The following is a 17,188-nucleotide window of genomic DNA, read 5'->3' on the forward strand; positions in this document are numbered from 1 at the left end:
ATGCATAAAAAAAGCCAGAAAAAATTGAAATACATCACATATTTTTCGGTTTTCTATCAATACTGGCTATCATATCGTCAAAACTTGATGGATATCTCGTCAAGGCAATAGAGTTCGACCAAATTGGTAGACTTAAATAAGAGGGCAATTAATTTACGCTCACTTCGGCTTTAAGTAGTAATCGAGCCTCGCAATGATTATAGTGTGCTCAATTGTTCTCGTTAGATAAAAGTAAGATGTTTCAAGATAATCCTCTACTCGCTCAGCTCAAGCAGCAAATCCAAGAAACCCTCCCTAAAAAGGAAGGTACTATCAAAGCCACTGAAAAAGGTTTTGGTTTTCTCGAAGTTGATAGCAAAACAAGCTTCTTTATCCCGCCTCCGTACATGAAAAAATGTGTTCACGGTGACAAGGTGATTGCCATCATTCGCACCGAGAAAGAGCGCGAAGTAGCAGAGCCTGAGGAATTGGTTGAACAAGGTCTTACTCGCTTTATTGCGCGAGTTAAGCTTTTCAAAGGCCGATTGAACGTTGTTCCTGATCACCCGCAACTGAAAAAACTGCAACTTAAAGCGAAAGCAAAGAAGGGCCTAAACCCTGAAACGCTTAAAGAAGGTGACTGGGTTGTTGCTCATATCGTTCAACACCCATTAAAAGGTGACAATGGCTTCTTGGCTCAGATCTCTGAGAAAATCACAGACGCTGACGACAAGATTGCACCTTGGTGGGTAACGCTGGCACAAAACGACCTACCAAACAGCGAGCCTGAAGGTATCGACAACTGGCTAATCAACGATGACGCCGATCTTGAACGTGTAGACATGACGCACGTCCCTTTTGTGACTATCGATGGTGAAAGCACAAAAGATATGGACGATGCGCTTTACGCGAAGAAGAAAGAGAACGGTGATTTTGAACTGACTATCGCAATTGCTGATCCAACGGCTTACATCTCTCCAGATGATGCGATGGATAAAGTAGCACGCGAGCGCGGGTTCACTATCTACCTTCCTGGTCGTAACATCCCGATGTTGCCTCGTGATCTTGCTGACAACCTATGTTCACTGATCGAGAATGAAGTTCGTCCTGCACTTTGCTGCACAGTAACGGTATCTAAAGATGGTGTTATCGGTGATGACATTAACTTCTTCGCTGCAAACATCAAATCTCATGCCCGTCTTGCTTACGACAACGTATCAGACTGGCTAGAAACAGGTGCATCAGAAAAATGGCAACCATCAGAAGAGATTGCTGCGATTGTTTCTGATCTTCACCAATTCGCTCAAGCACGTTCAGCATGGCGCTCAGCAAACGCTGTTGTATTCCCAGATCGCCCTGACTACCGCTTTGAACTTAGCGAAGATAACGATGTTGTCGCTATCCACGCTGACATGCGTCGTAGCGCAAACAAACTGGTTGAAGAATCAATGATCAGCGCGAACATCTGTGCGGGCCGAGTACTCAAAGAAAGCTTCAACCAAGGTGTGTTTAACTGCCACTCTGGTTTCAAGGCTGAGAAAGTATCTGACGTTCTTGAACTGGTAAACCCGCAAGCGGAAACACCGTTCACTGAAGAGCAAATCGTTTCTCTAGAAGGTTTTGCTACTCTGCGTCGTTGGTTGGGCTCTTTAGACAACAGCTACTACGACAACCGTATTCGTAAATTCCAAGCGTACAGCGAGATCAGCAATGAGCCAGCACCACACTACGCGATGGGTTTAGATATTTACGCAACTTGGACTTCTCCAATTCGTAAATACGGCGACATGATTAACCACCGTATGCTAAAAGCGCACATCCTAGGTAGAGCGCCAATTCAAACACCAGATGAAACCATTGGTGATGAACTTGCCCTACACCGCCGTCACCACGGTATGGCTGAGCGTAATGTTGGCGATTGGTTGTATGCTCGTACTCTAGCGAATGCTCCAGCGGAAGAAACTCGCTTCCAAGCAGAGATCTTCGATATTAACCGTGCAGGTATGCGTGTACGTTTACTTGAAAATGGTGCTGCTGCATTTATCCCTGGTTCTCTCATTCTTGATAATAAAGAAAGAATAGAGTGCAACGGAGATATGGGTACTGTATCTATCGATAAAGAAATGGTATACAAACTGGGAGACGTTTTAGAAGTAGTTCTCTCCGAAGTTAATCAGGAAAACCGCAACTTAGTAGCAAAACCTACTCAAGTATTTGCGGACTTGCCTAGCGAGCCTGAAACGACAAACGAAACTGAAGCTTAAAACCTTTAAAGGTTAGGCTTGTAAGGTTAGAGCTTTCAAGGTTAAAAGCTTCAAAGGTTCACTTCTAAAGGCGCTAATTATTAGCGCCTTTTTTGTAAATGTCTCATGCTTAAACAATACTTAAAAAAACAATCAATAAGCAATCAATTTACAACGTCAAAGAAGCGCACTATGTCATCAATTACAGTTACTCAATTCAGAAACTTCATTCCCAGGAGACGAGAACGTTATCCTGCCTCTAAAAACGGTATCTTCATGGTATCGAAGGGCAGCATTTCGTTCGTGCTACCCAATGGCACTGAAGCCTCGTTACAAGCGGGCGATTTCACACTTTACAATTCTGGTCAGATTAAAGACATCACAGTTAACACTGAAAATGGCGAATTTAGCGCAACCTGCTTAGATTTCGATTTGGCTATTTTTCAGAAGTTTATCAACCAATTCAGCGATCTAGAATCCACAAGAATTCCAGACAAGTACATAAAGTTCAATCAAACCGACACCGAGATCTGCCAGTTGAAAGAGCTCATCATGTCACTTGTTAGTTCTTCGCCTCAGAATGACTACGCACTCACTCAACTTGGCTTAGGCTTGTTGTCGCTAATGGTAGAACAGCATCCAGCTTTATTAGTCATTATTGCTCGAGCTTCTAGATTAACCGTGACACAAAAGGTCATTCATTACATCGAACAAAACATCGAAAATAATATCTCTTTAGATACACTAGCCAGTTATATGGGAATGTCACCCGCAACGCTTAAACGCCGCTTATCTGCTGAAGACTTGTCGTTCTCAAACCTTCTGAAAATAAAGCGTATTGCTCATGCGGCTACACAGCTAAGAACCTCGAGCAAGTCGATCACTCAAATAGCCTATGAATCCGGTTTTAAAAGTGCTGCTCACTTTAGTACTGCCTTCAAAACTTATCATGGTAAGACACCAAAAGACTTCCGTTCGTTAATTGCACAAGCTCAACAACAAAGCATTAAACCGGAAGTTTGAAGTAAATAGATTGATGTGATGTGTGAGCTGGTAGCTGATGCAAGCTATTTGGCTTTGAGGCTAAGCTGTTTAGCTTTGGGAGCACGCCACCAGCAACGTAAACACTGAGTGACTATGACCAGAAATACGATTTAGGGTCTTTTTCTATCTCAGCCAAGATAACATCAAGATCCTTTGATTTAGGCAGGTACGGATACGGACCCCAATTTACAGAGTCGGTTTCAACATCACCTTCAAGTGGCACCATCACTAACCAACAAGATAACGACTCATCAAAAGTCACGCAGGCAATCTCGTTTGTATAATCGCTATGAGATGAGTCGAGCAGGTAATGCGCCTGAGAAAACAGCACACCACCCTCACACTCTTCATATAGGGATTTGCCTAGCTCGACAGGTAAACTGCGATTTCGAGATGTACAGAGCCTCTCAGCACCAATTAAAAGACGATTCAGTTCGATATGAATGACGGACATAACACCCCTTGTAACTTCATAGAAACTTCTAAGTAGTGAATTCCTCTACTTAGCTTAGGACTCAACAAACATTTTAGCGAACAAGCGCAAACAAAATACCCGCCCAGCTCCCAGAAACGAATCCTGCTTTCGTAAACCCAGAAAACTCTCACTCATCAAGCTAACAGCTATAAATCAAGCGTATAGAATTTCACAAAAGTGTCATATAACCGACCTATCATATGCGGCAAATGTTATTAACTAGGAGTTGTTTATGTTACGAGTCGCGCTTGCCTCTCTTTTATCCTTAGCCCTGTCTTCTCATGCTGCTTTTGCACAAGAAACCACTATTTCGGGCTCCACTTCAGTATCACGAGTGATGGATGTATTAGCTGAGGAGTACAACAAGACTCACCCTGATAACTACATTGCCGTTCAGGGCATTGGTTCTACCGCGGGTATTACCATGGTTAATAAAGGTGTCTCTGATATCGGTATGAGCTCACGTTATTTGACCGACCGCGAACAGAACGACAAGCTGAAAGTGTTCCCGATTGCTTTTGATGGCCTAGCTGTTGTAACTAACCGCTCAAACGCTGTAAGCAACGTTACACGCGAACAGCTATTCGACATCTACAAAGGTAAAATCACTAACTGGAAAACTGTGGGCGGCGCAGATCAGCCTATTGCAGTGGTGACTCGCGAAGCGTCTTCAGGTTCACGCTACAGCTTCGAAAGCTTGCTTGGTTTAACAAAGATCATTAACGACCGTTTAGTGTCTGACATCAACCCAAATAACTTGGTTGTAAACAGCAATAGTATGGTTAAAACGATAGTTAACCATAACCCGCACGCGATTGGTTTTATCTCTGTTGGTTCGATCGACCGTTCTATCAAGGCCATCACTTTTGAAGGTGTAGAGCCGACATCTAAGAACATCGCAAACCACAGCTATGAACTGGCTCGCCCATTCTTATTGCTGCATAAGACAGACTCTGTTTCTGACGAGAGCAAAGACTTCATCAAGTTCGTGAAATCCAAACAAGGCCAAGACCTTATTGAGGAATACGGCTACACTCGCATTAAGTAAGTGAGATAGTTTTATCTAATGTAAACAAAAAGAGAGAGCACTATGCTCTCTCTTTTTTTGAATCTTTATAAATCGCTTCTTTACAAACCACTTAGAAGTGAAGTTGAATCACCGAAACGATAACAGCACCAGGACGGCGAATACCTTCGATTTCTACGCGGATTTCGCGCTCTATCTCTAGGCCTTTCTTGATTGGCGTTACTTTTGTTAGCGTACTTTTAGCACGAACGTTACTGCCCGATTTTACAGGATATGGAAAGCGTACTTGGTTAAGACCAATGTTTACAACCATCTTCGCTGTTGGGAATTGAGACTTGTCAGGATCAACGCTGTCAGTCAATCGAGGAAGCAGAGATAAAGTCAAAAAACCATGTGCGATGGTTGTTTTGAACGGAGAGTCTATTTCCGCTTTTTCAGGCTCGGTGTGGATCCACTGCATATCTTCAGTCACAAGGCCGAACTGGTTGATACGGTCTTGACTTACATTGATCCAGTCGCCAGTATGGATGACTTCACCGATCTGCTGATTAAGCTCATCAAACACAAGTTGTGCTTCTGGCTTAAGTACGATCGGTTGCTCCACCGGCATCTCTGGTGCATCTTCATTGACAGCAGGTTTGTGGTGATCACGAACCCACGCAAAGAAATGGCTATTTTGCGTGCGATTAAGAAAGTCGCCCCAGTAATCTCTAAGAGCTGGAGACATCCATTGCATAAACTCTGAGTGTTGCGAAGACACGCTATCGCCTCGGTGTTTAAATAAATCAATGACTTTCATAAGAACCTCAATGCACAAAAAATTTCAATATAACTTCGTAATTTTGAAACACTTCACACTATTGTGCAAATGCTTTCGAGCATACACCCGTTAGCTGAACCTTTCTATTTTTATAATAAACAGACACTTACCAATAAAACATCATTTTATTACAAAACCCAAATTAGAGTGTTAGCTCCATCACATAATAAATATTTGCTTATATAAAAAGCGTTTTTATTCATAAGTGGAATAAAAAAGGCTTAGCGCAATGCTAAGCCTCAGTTTTTATAAGGAATTAATTTTCCGAAGGTTGGTCTTGTAAGGGATTAACCCTACAGGACGATCAGTTCCCTACTCATCATCAAGCGGGACCAACTTGGTATTACCGCCGTGTGCTTTCTCACGTTTACGCTGAACGAATGCGTAGAAGCCAGGGATTAAGAACGTACCCGCCAGTAACACACATAACAGGCCGCCAATCAGTGAAATACCCAGAGAGTTCTGACTCACATGACCTGCGCCCGCAGCGAAGATAAGCGGGAAAATACCCAAGATGAACGACCAAGACGTCATGTTCACAGCACGGAAACGTAGCGTACCGCCCTTCACTGCCGCATCTTCGATTGGTGCGTCTTTCTCTTCACGCTCAACTTTCGCGAATTCTACAATCAAGATTGCGTTCTTCGCGGCCAAGGCTATCAAGAGAACTAAACCAATCTGTGCATATAGGTTCAGCGGTGTGCCTGTTAGGTTCAACGCCAAGAAGGAACCTAAGGTTGCGACCGGTACTACTAAGATAATCGCAATCGGTATGGTCCAACTCTCGTATTGAGCCACCATGAACAAGTAGATGAAGATCAGTGCCAATGCGAACGCGAAGATCGCTTGGTTACCTGCGAGTACTTCTTGGTAAGCCATGCCGGTCCATTCGTACTGGTAGCCCTGAGGCAGCACGTCAGCCGCGACACGTTCCATTGCCGCAATCGCATCACCACTTGAGTAACCCGGCGCAGGTTGGCCTTGGATCACTGCACTGCGGTACATGTTGTAACGCCATGCTACATCTGGTTCGAAGATCTGATCGTAAGTCACTAATGTACTTAGCGGGATCATCTCACCATTAGACGAACGCACGTGGAATCGTTGTAGATCATCCATGCTGCTACGGTGTTCACTGTCTGCTTGCATGGTTACGCGGAAGTTCTTACCAAACATGGTGAAATCATTCACGTACAACGAACCAAGGTTGCCTTGTAGTGTTTGGAAGATTTCCGACAGCGGAATACCTAGTTGCTGCGCTTTCTCACGATCAATGTCGACATAGTAGTGCGGCACATTTGCACGGAAGGTACTGAATGTGTGTGAAATCTCAGGCTGCTTGGTCGCCTCTGCAATCACGTCATTCATAACCATCGCTAGGTCAGTACGGCTACGGCCTAATGTATCTTCAAGAACAAACTCAAAACCAGACGCTGCACCCATACCCGGAACTGCTGGAGGTCCCATTGCAAATACAATCGCTTGAGGCAGTTCTGTCGCTGCTCGACCATTAATACGCTGAGAAATAGCTTGCGCCGAATGCTGACCGTCCAGTGCGTTACGCATATCCCAATCGTGGAGTTTGATGAACATCGACGCACCATTCGATGCAGAAGCGCCCGTCATGAATGCGTAGCCGTTGACCAGCGTCACGCCATCAACACCCGGCTCTTGCTCAACCATCTCTAATAATTGCTTAGTCACATCCTCGGTACGAGACAGTGATGCCGCATCAGGAAGCTGCACATTGACCAGCAAGATGCCCTTATCTTCTTGAGGTACAAACGCCGTAGACGTGGTTTTCGCGAAGTAAGTTACCGCTGCTAGTGCCACAACAAAGAAGGTAAATAGTAGAACACCCTTTTTCACAAGGAAGCCTGCAATTTGACCGTATTTGTTGGTTACTGATTCAAGACCACGGTTAAACGCTTGGTACCAACGTGCTGTGTTACCACCGCCCTGTTTAAGAACCAGTGAACACAATGCTGGTGACAACGTTAGTGCGTTAATCGAAGAGATAACAACGGCGATACAAATAGTCAGGGCGAACTGACGATACATGATGCCGGTAATACCTGGCAGCATCGCTACTGGGATGAATACCGCAAGTAGAACCAAGGTAGACGTAACGATCGGACCGGTTACTTCTTTCATCGCGATAAGCGTGGCTTTACGCGGTGAAATCGTTGGATCTTTGGCCATCGTGGTATCAACGTTCTCGATAACCAAGATCGCATCATCTACTACAATACCAATCGCCAATATCAAACCGAACAAGGTTACCGTATTGATGGTAAAACCCGTCATCTGCATGATGGCAAACGTACCGATCAAAGATACTGGAATCGCGACTACAGGAATCAAGGTTGCACGTGCACTACCCAAGAACAAGTAGGTAACTGCGATAACCAGCAAAATAGCTTCGATTAGCGTTTTTACTACGCCTTTGATCGACTCTGCAACGAAGAGTGTGGTGTCATAACTCGCTTCATAAGCAACGCCTTTAGGGAAGTTCTTGCTTAGGTTGTCGAGCATCGCCATGACCGCTTTACCACTTTCCAGCGCGTTAGCGTCTGACTGAAGTGACAGCGTTACGATTGAAGCGTCTTGACCACGGTATTTGCCATTACCATCGTAGAACTTTTTACCAAGCTCAACACGTGCAATGTCTTTTAGATAAACCGTTGAACCGTCTTGATTTGCACGAAGCACAACATTTTCAAACTCATCAGCCGTTTCTAGTCGACCTTTTGTTACCAAGTTGAACTGTACTTCTTGTGCGTCGTTATAAGGTGCTGCTCCAATACGACCTGCAGCAACTTGAACGTTCTGCTCCGCCAACGCGCGATTCACGTCAGAGGTGGTTATATTCAGGTTAGCCATTTTCTCGGGATCTAACCAAACACGCATCGCGTATTCACCACCACCCAAAACGTTAACTTCACTAATGCCCTTTACACGAGCCAATTGGTCTTTAATGTTTAAGTTCACGTAGTTGATCAGGAATTGATCGTCGTACTCACCGTTTGGCGAATAGAAGTTCAATACCATCAAAAGGTCAGGTGAGCGCTTTTTAACGGTGACGCCCACCATTCTAACTTCCTGAGGAAGCTTTGATTCGATTTGAGCAACTCGGTTCTGAACGTTGACCTGAGCCATATCTGGATCAGTTCCAACATCAAAGGTCACATTAAGGTTGTAGGAACCATCATTAGCACTCTTAGAAGACATGTAAATCATATCTTCAACGCCGTTAACCGACGTTTCTATGGGGTCGGCTATCGCCTGCTCTACTACTTCAGCACTTGCACCAGTATAGAACGCGGTAACACTAACAGAAGGCGGACTAATTTTTGGATATTCCGCCACTGGCAAGATAGCGAGAGAGATAGCCCCCGCCAGCGTTAAAATTATGGATATTACAAGGGCAAACTTAGGCCTTTGAATAAAGAAACGACTCAACATAAATAAGCCCCTTACTCAGCTTGTTCAGCAGTAGGTTGAATGCGAACAGACATACCATTACGCACACGCTGTAAGCCTTGAGTGATAACTGCGTCATCCTTCTCTAGTCCAGAGTGAACAATCACACCACCTTCAACTTGTCTACCCATCTCGATGTTTCTACGCTCAGCGACAGGCGCACTCTCGCCTTCAACCAAAACCATCACAAAGTCACCTTCAAGGTCAGTTTGAACCGCGCGGCGCGGGATAGTCACAACATCAATAGATTGCTTCTCTCTTAGGTCCACACGAACGTGCTGGCCCGGAAGTAGTTGCTGATCTGGATTATCGGCAATCGCACGCATTGCGATTGTGCCTGTATTAAGATTGATTCGGTTACCTAAGAAATCCAGTTGGCCTAGGTGTTCGAATGCTTCACCATTCTCAAGCATGATCTGAACTTCAACACGATCAGAATCACTGCTGCCGTCACCTTCAATGCGGTCCATACCTAACTCAATACGCTCACGCTCACTGATACTAAACGACGCATGGATTGGGTCTAGGCTAACCAAAGTTGTCAACACACCTGAAGACGGTGAAACTAGGTCACCTTTACTTACTTTCGTGTCACTGATTCTTCCAGAGAAAGGCGCGATGATTTTGGTATGAGAAAGCTGAACATTCGCGGCATTTAGCTGTGCTTGGCTTGCTTCAAGCTGTGCTTGCGAACCTAATAAGTTTGCCGTCAATGCATCAAACTCCGACTGCGAAATACTGCCCTTTGGAAGCAGGTTCTTACCGCGGTTAAAATCAAGTTCGGCTTTTTTAAGGTTGGCATTCGCTTGAGCAACAGCCGCTTTCGCGCTTGCTACTTCTGCTTCAAATGAAGATGGTTCAATGGAGTAAAGTAACTGGCCCTTTTCGACCATTTGACCTTCATTGAAATGACGGCTTTGTAAATAGCCTGAAACTTGCGCTGTGATAGCCGTGTCTTCAACGGCTTCAATACGACCGATGTACGACTTACTTTGTTGGTGAGAAACAACGCTAACATCCTGTACAGCTACGAGAGGTAAAGGCGCTTGCTTAGTATTTTGAGCATCTTGCCCACATCCAGCAAGAATAAGAGAGCTTGCAAGAGCCGTAAGGATTAACTTTTTACGCATGGTTATACCGTCACTTATGAGAAATTGAACAGCATAAAAGTTACGTAACACAATTGCTTCAAATGTCCGAGGAATATCAATTATGACTCGCAAAAGTGTATCAATATGTTAATTGAAACCAAGTGCTTATAAAGTCATTACAAACACGCTACAATTCCTAAGTAAATCAATCTCTCAGCTTTTGTTCTCTATGGATATTGTCTAACATAATGTATTGTCAGACAGATAAGCATTCACATTTAATTGTTAAGGAATTCTCATGATTTCAAAATGGGCTAAACGTTTCTATCAAATGGCGGAATTGGTCGGTTCTTGGAGTAAAGATCCTTCAACTCAAGTCGGCGCCGTAATCACTAAGCACAACCGTATTGTTTCCGTTGGTTTTAATGGCTACCCACATGGCGTGTCTGATAGTGCGGATACTGATGACAGAGAAATGAAGTACCTCAAGACGCTTCACGCTGAAGAAAATGCAATTTTATTCGCCAAGCGTGATTTGGACAGTTGTGAAATCTGGGTAACTCACTTCCCTTGTCCAAACTGCGCAGCGAAAATCATCCAAACCGGTATTTCTGCGGTTCACTGCCCAGAGCAAAGTGAAGACTTCCTTTCTCGCTGGGGCGACAAGATTAAAGTTAGCCAAGATATGTTTGAGCAAGCGGGTGTACAAGTGGATTGGTTACCACTCGCTGATCTAGACTAATCTCAGAAATAGATAACAAGAACAAAAAAGCCGAGAGTCGATATTATCGCTCTCGGCTTTCTTTTGTTTAGGACTCAGCGGACTGCAGAATTAAGTGCTGGCAGGAAACGCTTCAGCGTATGCTTCCATAAAGTCTTTGCGAATGTCTTGCTCTAAATGAATCGCTTTTTCGGTCGGGCAGAAAATCATAAAATGTACTTCTTGCTCACCCGTCGAACTGCTCGTGATATGGATGTGAGGCTCAGAACCCGGTAAGTCAACGCCAGCGTGCTTTTCGATCACGCCGTTGTAACGGCGGGCAACATCGATAAACTCTTCGCAATGCTCTTCAATTTTTACAATAAGACTCGGAACCATAGGGTATAGGTTTACAAAGTCTTTCACCGTCACAAAAAAGTTATGATAAACATAGCGCTTCATGAAGTTTAGGTTCTTTACCGGATAAGTGAAGAACATGCTGTTGGGCAGCGTGGCAGTCTTGCCAGTGAAGTGATACTGCCCATGATACAAATCAATTTCTTGTATCACAGTCGCCATCAAATTGTGCTCAATCACCTCACCGCTGATTTTACCCACCTCGATCCAGTCACCAATTCTAAATGAGCGAGAACTCGCACGTTGAATAGAACCAGTGAAACACAAAATGATCTCTTTAGACGCAACGACGATAGCAACAGCAATAGCCGTAACTGACAGTGCAAATTCGCTGATTTCGGATTTCCACAACACAAATAACGTCACAACAATAATCGCAAACGTGCCGTTTTTGGTTCGTGACATCCAGTTACGTTGGTCTTCGCTAAGGAAAGCAACATCACCTCTTATTTGAGACAAGGTGATTCGGCGAATGATCAAGATAATAGTGATAATCAACGCACTAAAAATAAACTTATGAGCGAGTAGAAAATCAATTACTTGCCACAACTTTTCCATTACTTATTCCTTAGCATTACAACAGTTAGCTTTACAACGGTTAGCTTTACAAGAAAGCCGCTAATATCAGTGCTATGAAAAAGCGCTCAACTCCTGAGCGCTCGTGTTCATTCGGATATCAACCTAGCTAAGGCTATCATTTTATCTTGGCAGAAGTAATAAATTGACCAAAAGTTTCACACCAAATCACAACGGTATTAAATCGATTAAGATCAGTGCCTTCGGGAAGAGCAACCATAAAACGGTCGAATGTTTTCACATCTCCGACTCTCAGTAACTCGCTCTTGCTGTCATTGAAAGCTTGCTCGGTTTCAATAAACTTAGGCGAGAGGTAAACCTTGTAATCAGGTCCCGGCGCCAACTCACCTTCAAAAGCTATCGCACTTTCAGACACCGAAACGATGCCCTCGCCCCAATGTAAGAAATCACTGTCTTGGCGATCTTTGCTGAACTTGCCCGTATAAATAGCCTGTTGTGAGACCGCTTCAACTGAACTCGAAGATGGGGAATCAGGTTCAATCAAGATAGGTAATGAATAGACACCAAGCCCAAAACCAAAAGCACCCACGGCTATGTGGGTGCAAAGTAAAACTAACTTTTTCATCGCGTACTCCCTTATGCTTAAAGAGAGTATTATTGAATACTCTCAAAAATACAAAGAGATATAACGCTCTGATGTTCTATTTTTGGTAATGCGTCGCTGTACGTTGAGACAATTTGACAATCACTTTTACCGCTTGCTCCATGCCTTGAATGGTAATGAACTCATGAATACCGTGGAAGTTGTAGCCACCAGTAAAGATATTCGGACATGGTAGCCCCATGAAAGATAAGCGAGCACCATCTGTACCACCTCGGATAGGCTTGATCATTGGCTCAACATCGCACTCAATCATCGCTTGCTTTGCTAATTCAATAATATGTTGATGCGGTTCAACCATCTCCTTCATGTTGAAGTAGCTATCAGTTAACACCAACTCAACACGGCCTTTCTCAAGACGCTCATTCAACTCATCCACTTTCTGTTGCATGAATGCCTTACGCGCTTCTACACCTTCACGTTCAAAATCACGGATGATGTAACCCAATTCAGAGCGAGCTACACCCATTTCAGCCGACTTCAGGTGGTAAAAGCCTTCATAACCTTCTGTGCACTCTGGTGTTTCTTGCGCAGGCATCATCAATTGGAATTGCGCCGCAATGTTCATCGAGTTCACCATTTTACCTTTTGCAGTGCCCGGGTGAACGTTGACGCCATGGCAAATAACGTCAGCACTTGTGGCATTGAAGTTCTCAAATTCCAACTCCCCTACTGGACCACCATCGATGGTGTACGCCCACTCGGCACCAAACTTTTCTACATTAAATAAATCCGCACCACGGCCGATCTCTTCGTCTGGCGTGAAACCAATGCAAATATCACCGTGTTTAATTTCAGGATTTGCTTTTAGGTAAGCAATAGCACTGATGATTTCAGCGATACCTGCTTTATTGTCGGCACCAAGCAGAGTAGTACCATCGGTTGTAATAAGGTCATGACCATGAAGAGCATCAAGATCTGGGTATTGGCTTGGGTTTAAGCTCTCACCACTTGTGCCTAATTCTATCGTTCCGCCTTGGTAATCTCTAATCACCTGTGGTTTCACGTTCGCACCTGATGCGTCAGGAGCGGTATCCATGTGCGCGACAAACCCAATCGCAGGTACTGAATAATCGACGTTCGACGGCAGTTTCGCCATCAAATAGCCATTTTGATCTAAAGAGACATCAACTAGCTCTAATGCGATCAATTCTGATTTTAAGACTTCTGCAAAGGTGATTTGACCCGGTGAACTTGGGCACTGTGGGTTAGAAGGGTCGGATTTAGTATCGAAAGTAACGTAATTCAGAAAACGTTCTACAAGCTTTTCCATAATTCATCTCACCATGGATTAAGTAATTGATTTACTGACTTAATAGTTAGGGCGCATTGATAAGTAATTTGTTATTAGAAAAATACGTACGCAGAGTCAGTAGCGAGGTTTTTCATCTTACGCCCCTGACCATCTATGTATTTGCTCTAAATCATTATTGTGTGAAATTAGATAGGCTTCCTATACTTGAAAACAGAGGGTTTCGTCAGTTCCAATATTGCATACGGATGATAAGCGGTCGCTTTGTACGCATTCTACGCCCTTCGCTCTCAGCCTAAAAAAAGTACAAAGTGGATGATGATCACAGTTTATCCTTGATGCAGAATCTGTCATACGTTACACGGAGATATAGTTATGACGATTAATAAATATTTCATTTTCTATCCTCAAGCCTCTGAGGAAACACTTCAGCCAGTATTAACTGAGAAAGAAGTTCAAAGGCAGGAAGCTCTAAAGCAGGCGCAGACCCAAGGTGGGTTCGATACAAACGCAGCCTAGTAACTGAATGGATCTCTAGTACCATTAAGACCCCTATAAAAACGCTCTACTCACTATCCGGTAGAGCTTTTTTATTTCTAATGCAGTACTCATTATTCAGCGTTCGAATGCGCTAAAACTGTCGTTACATTACCTTTTCCACTAATCCCTTCTTGCATACCATTTTCACAACTAATGCTTGCTGATCACAGCGCTGAGAAATGACTCATTAAAGTACCTCAAGCCATACCTTGTCTTACCATTTTGTGCTAATAATTCATATTCGTTTTCATTCCTCACTCGCCCTCTTTTCAAAACTATAATGCGAGTACCAGAGAACCCAACAACAGGAATCCTGAATTCAATGGAATATTCAAAGTTAGGAAGTAGTCAAATTCCCGTTTCCCGAATCTGTCTTGGTAGTATGACTTGGGGGCTGCAAAATACTCAACAACAAGCCGACCAACAGATCGAATACGCATTAAGCCAAGGTATTAACTTTATTGATACGGCAGAAATGTACGCAGTGCCGCCTTCTCCTGATACCTATGGCAAAACCGAAGCGATTATCGGTAACTGGTTGTCACGCAATCCACAGCGTCGCCAAGAGTTGATCATTGCCAGTAAGATTGCTGGTCCTGGATTGCCTTGGGTTCGTAACGGTGGCCCTATCACAGGTGAAGCGGTGATCGCCGCTGTTGATGCATCACTAAAGCGCTTGCAAACGGATTACATCGATCTGTACCAACTTCACTGGCCAAATCGCACAACACCTCACTTCGGTAAACATTTCCCTAATCAGATTCGTTTTAGCGACATCGACCGACAACAGCATGAAGCTGAAATGTTGGAGATCTTACAAGCGCTGGCAAGCTGTATTAAAGCCGGCAAAATCCGCCACGTTGGTCTATCCGATGACAGCACTTGGGGCATTAACACTTACCTCAAGTTAGCCGAGAAGCATGACTTACCGCGTATGGTCTCTATCCAAAATGAATTCAGCCTGCTACACACGAAAGACTGGCCATATTTGATTGAAAACTGCGTGCATGAAGACGTCGCTTACTTACCGTGGTCACCTTTGGCGGCCGGTATGCTTAGTGGCAAATACATTGATGGCGCAAGGCCGGAAGGCAGCCGTTGGACTTACATGCAGCGCAAAGGCATTTTCCGTGATACTGAATTGGCTAATGAAGCAGTTAAAGGCTACGTAGAAGTGGCAAACGCTCATGGATTCACGCCGAGTCAGCTCGCCTTAGCATGGTGTAACCAAGTGGATGGCGTTACCTCAACCATTATTGGTGCAACCACCATGGAACAGCTCAAAGAGAACATAGCAGCGTTCAGCAAGCCGCTTTCTGAAGAGATTCTGACTGATATCAACACCGTCTTTAAGCGCTATCCTGTACCGTATTAAGCAGTAGGCTAAGCTTATCAGGTTCTGTTGAGCTTAAGTTGATCCTATAAGAGCGCACTATTTAGTGCGCTTTTGTTTTTTAAGTGGGTCGCTTTTGCTTTTATATGGATCGCATTAGCTTATCGCACTTTTGGTTATCTAACCTTTGCTCTATAATGCGCGGGCTTATATCTAGGATAAAAACATGATTTCAAAAAACCAATTAAAACTCCTTCGTGCTTTGGGCCAAAAGAAACAACGTAAAGCCCACGGCCTCTTTCTAGTTCAAGGTGAAAAGAACGTTCTTGAGCTATTCAATAGTGACTTAGTCGTGAAGAACGTCTTTGCTACTGCTGATTTCTTATCTGAAAATCACGCATCACTGATTGAGTTTGATTGTGTTGAAGCCTCGCTAGACGATCTAACCAAAGCGAGTACTTTGGTCAGTAACAATGCGGCAATTGCCGTGGTTGAGATTCCAAAGGTTGAATTACCGGAAGCGACAGGTTTGATGATCGCGCTTGATGGCGTATCTGACCCGGGCAACCTAGGTACGATCATTCGCGTAGCAGACTGGTATGGTATCAAGCATATTGTCGCGAGCAGCGATTGCGCAGACCCATACAACCCTAAAACGATCAGCGCGACTATGGGTAGCTTTGGCCGAGTACACGTAAGCCAAACGGACTTACCTGCTTACTTAGAGCAAGCGAACCTGCCGGTTTACGGCGCGTTTTTAGAAGGTGAAAGTGTTCATAAGACTGATTTCACTGCCAACGGCATTTTGCTGATGGGTAGCGAGTCTCACGGTATTCGTGAACACGCCGCTAAATACGTGACAGATAAGATTACGATTCCGGCATTCGGTGGCGCAGAGTCTTTGAACGTTGCAATGGCGACTGGCATCATTCTCGACAACATGCGTCGTCAGCATAGCTAATCAATTCAAGATTAAACAGCTAGTTAGAATTAGCGGATACAAAGAGCAAGATTCCCTATCTTGCTCGTCCCTCGCAGTAGGGAATGACGTAAAAAGAGACCCGAGGCAAAGTTTAATACAGCCGTCATCCTCAAGAAGGAGGGACGACTGAGTTGGGGATCTTTTTTGGGGAAGGTTTAGTTCAAGTAACAGAATTACTTTTCTAGCATTGCCAACTTGTCCGACACACCATTCCACTTTTCAGCGTCATCCATTGGTGCTTTTACTTCCGTTTGCACAGGCCAAATCTCAGCGAGCTCTGCGTTCACTTCAATGAAGATCTTTTGGTCTTCTGGTAGCTCATCTTCTTGGAAGATCGCTTGAGCATCACATTCAGGTACACACAAGCCACAATCAATACATTCGATTGGGTTGATTACCATGAAATTTGGGCCTTCATGGAACGCATCTGCGGGGCACACGGCCACACAGTCTGTGTATTTACATTGAATACAATTATCGCCTACGACAAATGCCATGATGCTCTGCTCTATAAGTTAGTCAAAATTGAAGAATGGGGATAATACTCATCCCAAAGCAAAATTCAACATCATACGGCTCTAATATCGTGTCTATTTGCTCCATG

General features: G+C 44.1%; 15 protein-coding genes. 7 read left to right on the forward strand and 8 right to left on the reverse strand.

Translation table 11 applies throughout. From position 1 onward, the window contains the following. The first annotated feature begins 236 nt into the window (after positions 1–236). The gene (gene rnb / locus CWO08_RS00575; RefSeq protein ID WP_102479265.1) at positions 237–2,243 is read left to right on the forward strand and encodes an exoribonuclease II; all 2,007 of its coding nucleotides are present in this window, start codon (positions 237–239) and stop codon (positions 2,241–2,243) included. Between the two features lie 171 nt (positions 2,244–2,414). Next, positions 2,415–3,245 (forward strand): AraC family transcriptional regulator, encoded by an 831-nt coding sequence (locus CWO08_RS00580; protein ID WP_057623678.1) that lies wholly within the window; start codon positions 2,415–2,417, stop codon positions 3,243–3,245. Between the two features lie 112 nt (positions 3,246–3,357). Here the strand turns inward: CWO08_RS00580 and CWO08_RS00585 are convergent, their stop codons facing one another. Beyond that, positions 3,358–3,720 carry a DUF3024 domain-containing protein gene (locus tag CWO08_RS00585; RefSeq protein WP_057623680.1) on the reverse strand — a complete coding sequence of 121 codons (363 nt, stop codon included), beginning with the start codon at positions 3,718–3,720 and terminating at the stop codon, positions 3,358–3,360. A 253-nt stretch (positions 3,721–3,973) separates the two neighbouring features. Here CWO08_RS00585 and CWO08_RS00590 point away from each other — a divergent pair, with 253 nt between their 5' ends. Next, positions 3,974–4,789, forward strand: a complete 816-nt coding sequence (locus tag CWO08_RS00590; protein ID WP_102479266.1) for a phosphate ABC transporter substrate-binding protein — start codon at positions 3,974–3,976, stop codon at positions 4,787–4,789. A gap of 91 nt (positions 4,790–4,880) precedes the next feature. On the opposite strand, the gene CWO08_RS00595 is transcribed toward CWO08_RS00590, so the two are convergent. The 3 genes from CWO08_RS00595 to CWO08_RS00605 form a co-directional block, all read right to left on the reverse strand. Next, positions 4,881–5,567 (reverse strand): MaoC family dehydratase, encoded by a 687-nt coding sequence (locus CWO08_RS00595; protein ID WP_102433109.1) that lies wholly within the window; start codon positions 5,565–5,567, stop codon positions 4,881–4,883. A gap of 333 nt (positions 5,568–5,900) precedes the next feature. Further along, on the reverse strand, positions 5,901–9,053 hold the full coding sequence (locus CWO08_RS00600; RefSeq protein ID WP_102529937.1) for an efflux RND transporter permease subunit: 3,153 nt from the start codon (positions 9,051–9,053) through the stop codon (positions 5,901–5,903). A gap of 11 nt (positions 9,054–9,064) precedes the next feature. Beyond that, complete coding sequence (locus CWO08_RS00605; protein WP_048661148.1) at positions 9,065–10,201, reverse strand: efflux RND transporter periplasmic adaptor subunit; 1,137 nt, start codon at positions 10,199–10,201, stop codon at positions 9,065–9,067. A gap of 259 nt (positions 10,202–10,460) precedes the next feature. Between CWO08_RS00605 and CWO08_RS00610 the strand changes: the two genes are divergently transcribed. After that, positions 10,461–10,904, forward strand: coding sequence for a dCMP deaminase family protein (locus CWO08_RS00610; RefSeq protein WP_004737813.1), 444 nt, complete (start codon positions 10,461–10,463; stop codon positions 10,902–10,904). A gap of 90 nt (positions 10,905–10,994) precedes the next feature. Here CWO08_RS00610 and CWO08_RS00615 read toward each other — a convergent pair whose 3' ends face one another. The 3 genes from CWO08_RS00615 to pepT all read right to left on the reverse strand — a co-directional run bounded on the left by CWO08_RS00615 (position 10,995) and on the right by pepT (position 13,750). After that, positions 10,995–11,837 (reverse strand): mechanosensitive ion channel family protein, encoded by an 843-nt coding sequence (locus CWO08_RS00615; protein WP_048662339.1) that lies wholly within the window; start codon positions 11,835–11,837, stop codon positions 10,995–10,997. A gap of 136 nt (positions 11,838–11,973) precedes the next feature. Continuing rightward, positions 11,974–12,441, reverse strand: coding sequence for a DM13 domain-containing protein (locus tag CWO08_RS00620; protein ID WP_108019460.1), 468 nt, complete (start codon positions 12,439–12,441; stop codon positions 11,974–11,976). A gap of 76 nt (positions 12,442–12,517) precedes the next feature. After that, entirely contained in the window at positions 12,518–13,750 is a 1,233-nt protein-coding gene (gene pepT, locus CWO08_RS00625) for a peptidase T (RefSeq protein WP_108019462.1), read from the reverse strand. 354 nt (positions 13,751–14,104) lie between these two features. Here pepT and CWO08_RS23895 point away from each other — a divergent pair, with 354 nt between their 5' ends. The 3 genes from CWO08_RS23895 (at position 14,105) to CWO08_RS00635 (ending at position 16,563) form a co-directional block, all read left to right on the forward strand. Beyond that, positions 14,105–14,248: a hypothetical protein gene (locus CWO08_RS23895; protein ID WP_162884312.1), complete on the forward strand. Its 144-nt coding sequence runs from the start codon at positions 14,105–14,107 to the stop codon at positions 14,246–14,248. A gap of 343 nt (positions 14,249–14,591) precedes the next feature. After that, complete coding sequence (locus CWO08_RS00630) at positions 14,592–15,644, forward strand: aldo/keto reductase (protein WP_107898397.1); 1,053 nt, start codon at positions 14,592–14,594, stop codon at positions 15,642–15,644. Positions 15,645–15,828: 184 nt separating this feature from the next. After that, positions 15,829–16,563 (forward strand): RNA methyltransferase, encoded by a 735-nt coding sequence (locus CWO08_RS00635; RefSeq protein ID WP_060980490.1) that lies wholly within the window; start codon positions 15,829–15,831, stop codon positions 16,561–16,563. Between the two features lie 194 nt (positions 16,564–16,757). Here CWO08_RS00635 and fdxA read toward each other — a convergent pair whose 3' ends face one another. Further along, a complete protein-coding gene (fdxA, locus tag CWO08_RS00640; protein WP_017631334.1) occupies positions 16,758–17,081 on the reverse strand; it encodes a ferredoxin FdxA in 324 nt (107 codons plus the stop codon). Positions 17,082–17,188: the final 107 nt, after the last annotated feature.

Origin of the sequence: Vibrio sp. 10N.286.48.B8 (assembly GCF_003050085.1) — a bacterium.
In the GTDB taxonomy this organism is placed as follows: Bacteria; Pseudomonadota; Gammaproteobacteria; order Enterobacterales; family Vibrionaceae; genus Vibrio; species Vibrio crassostreae.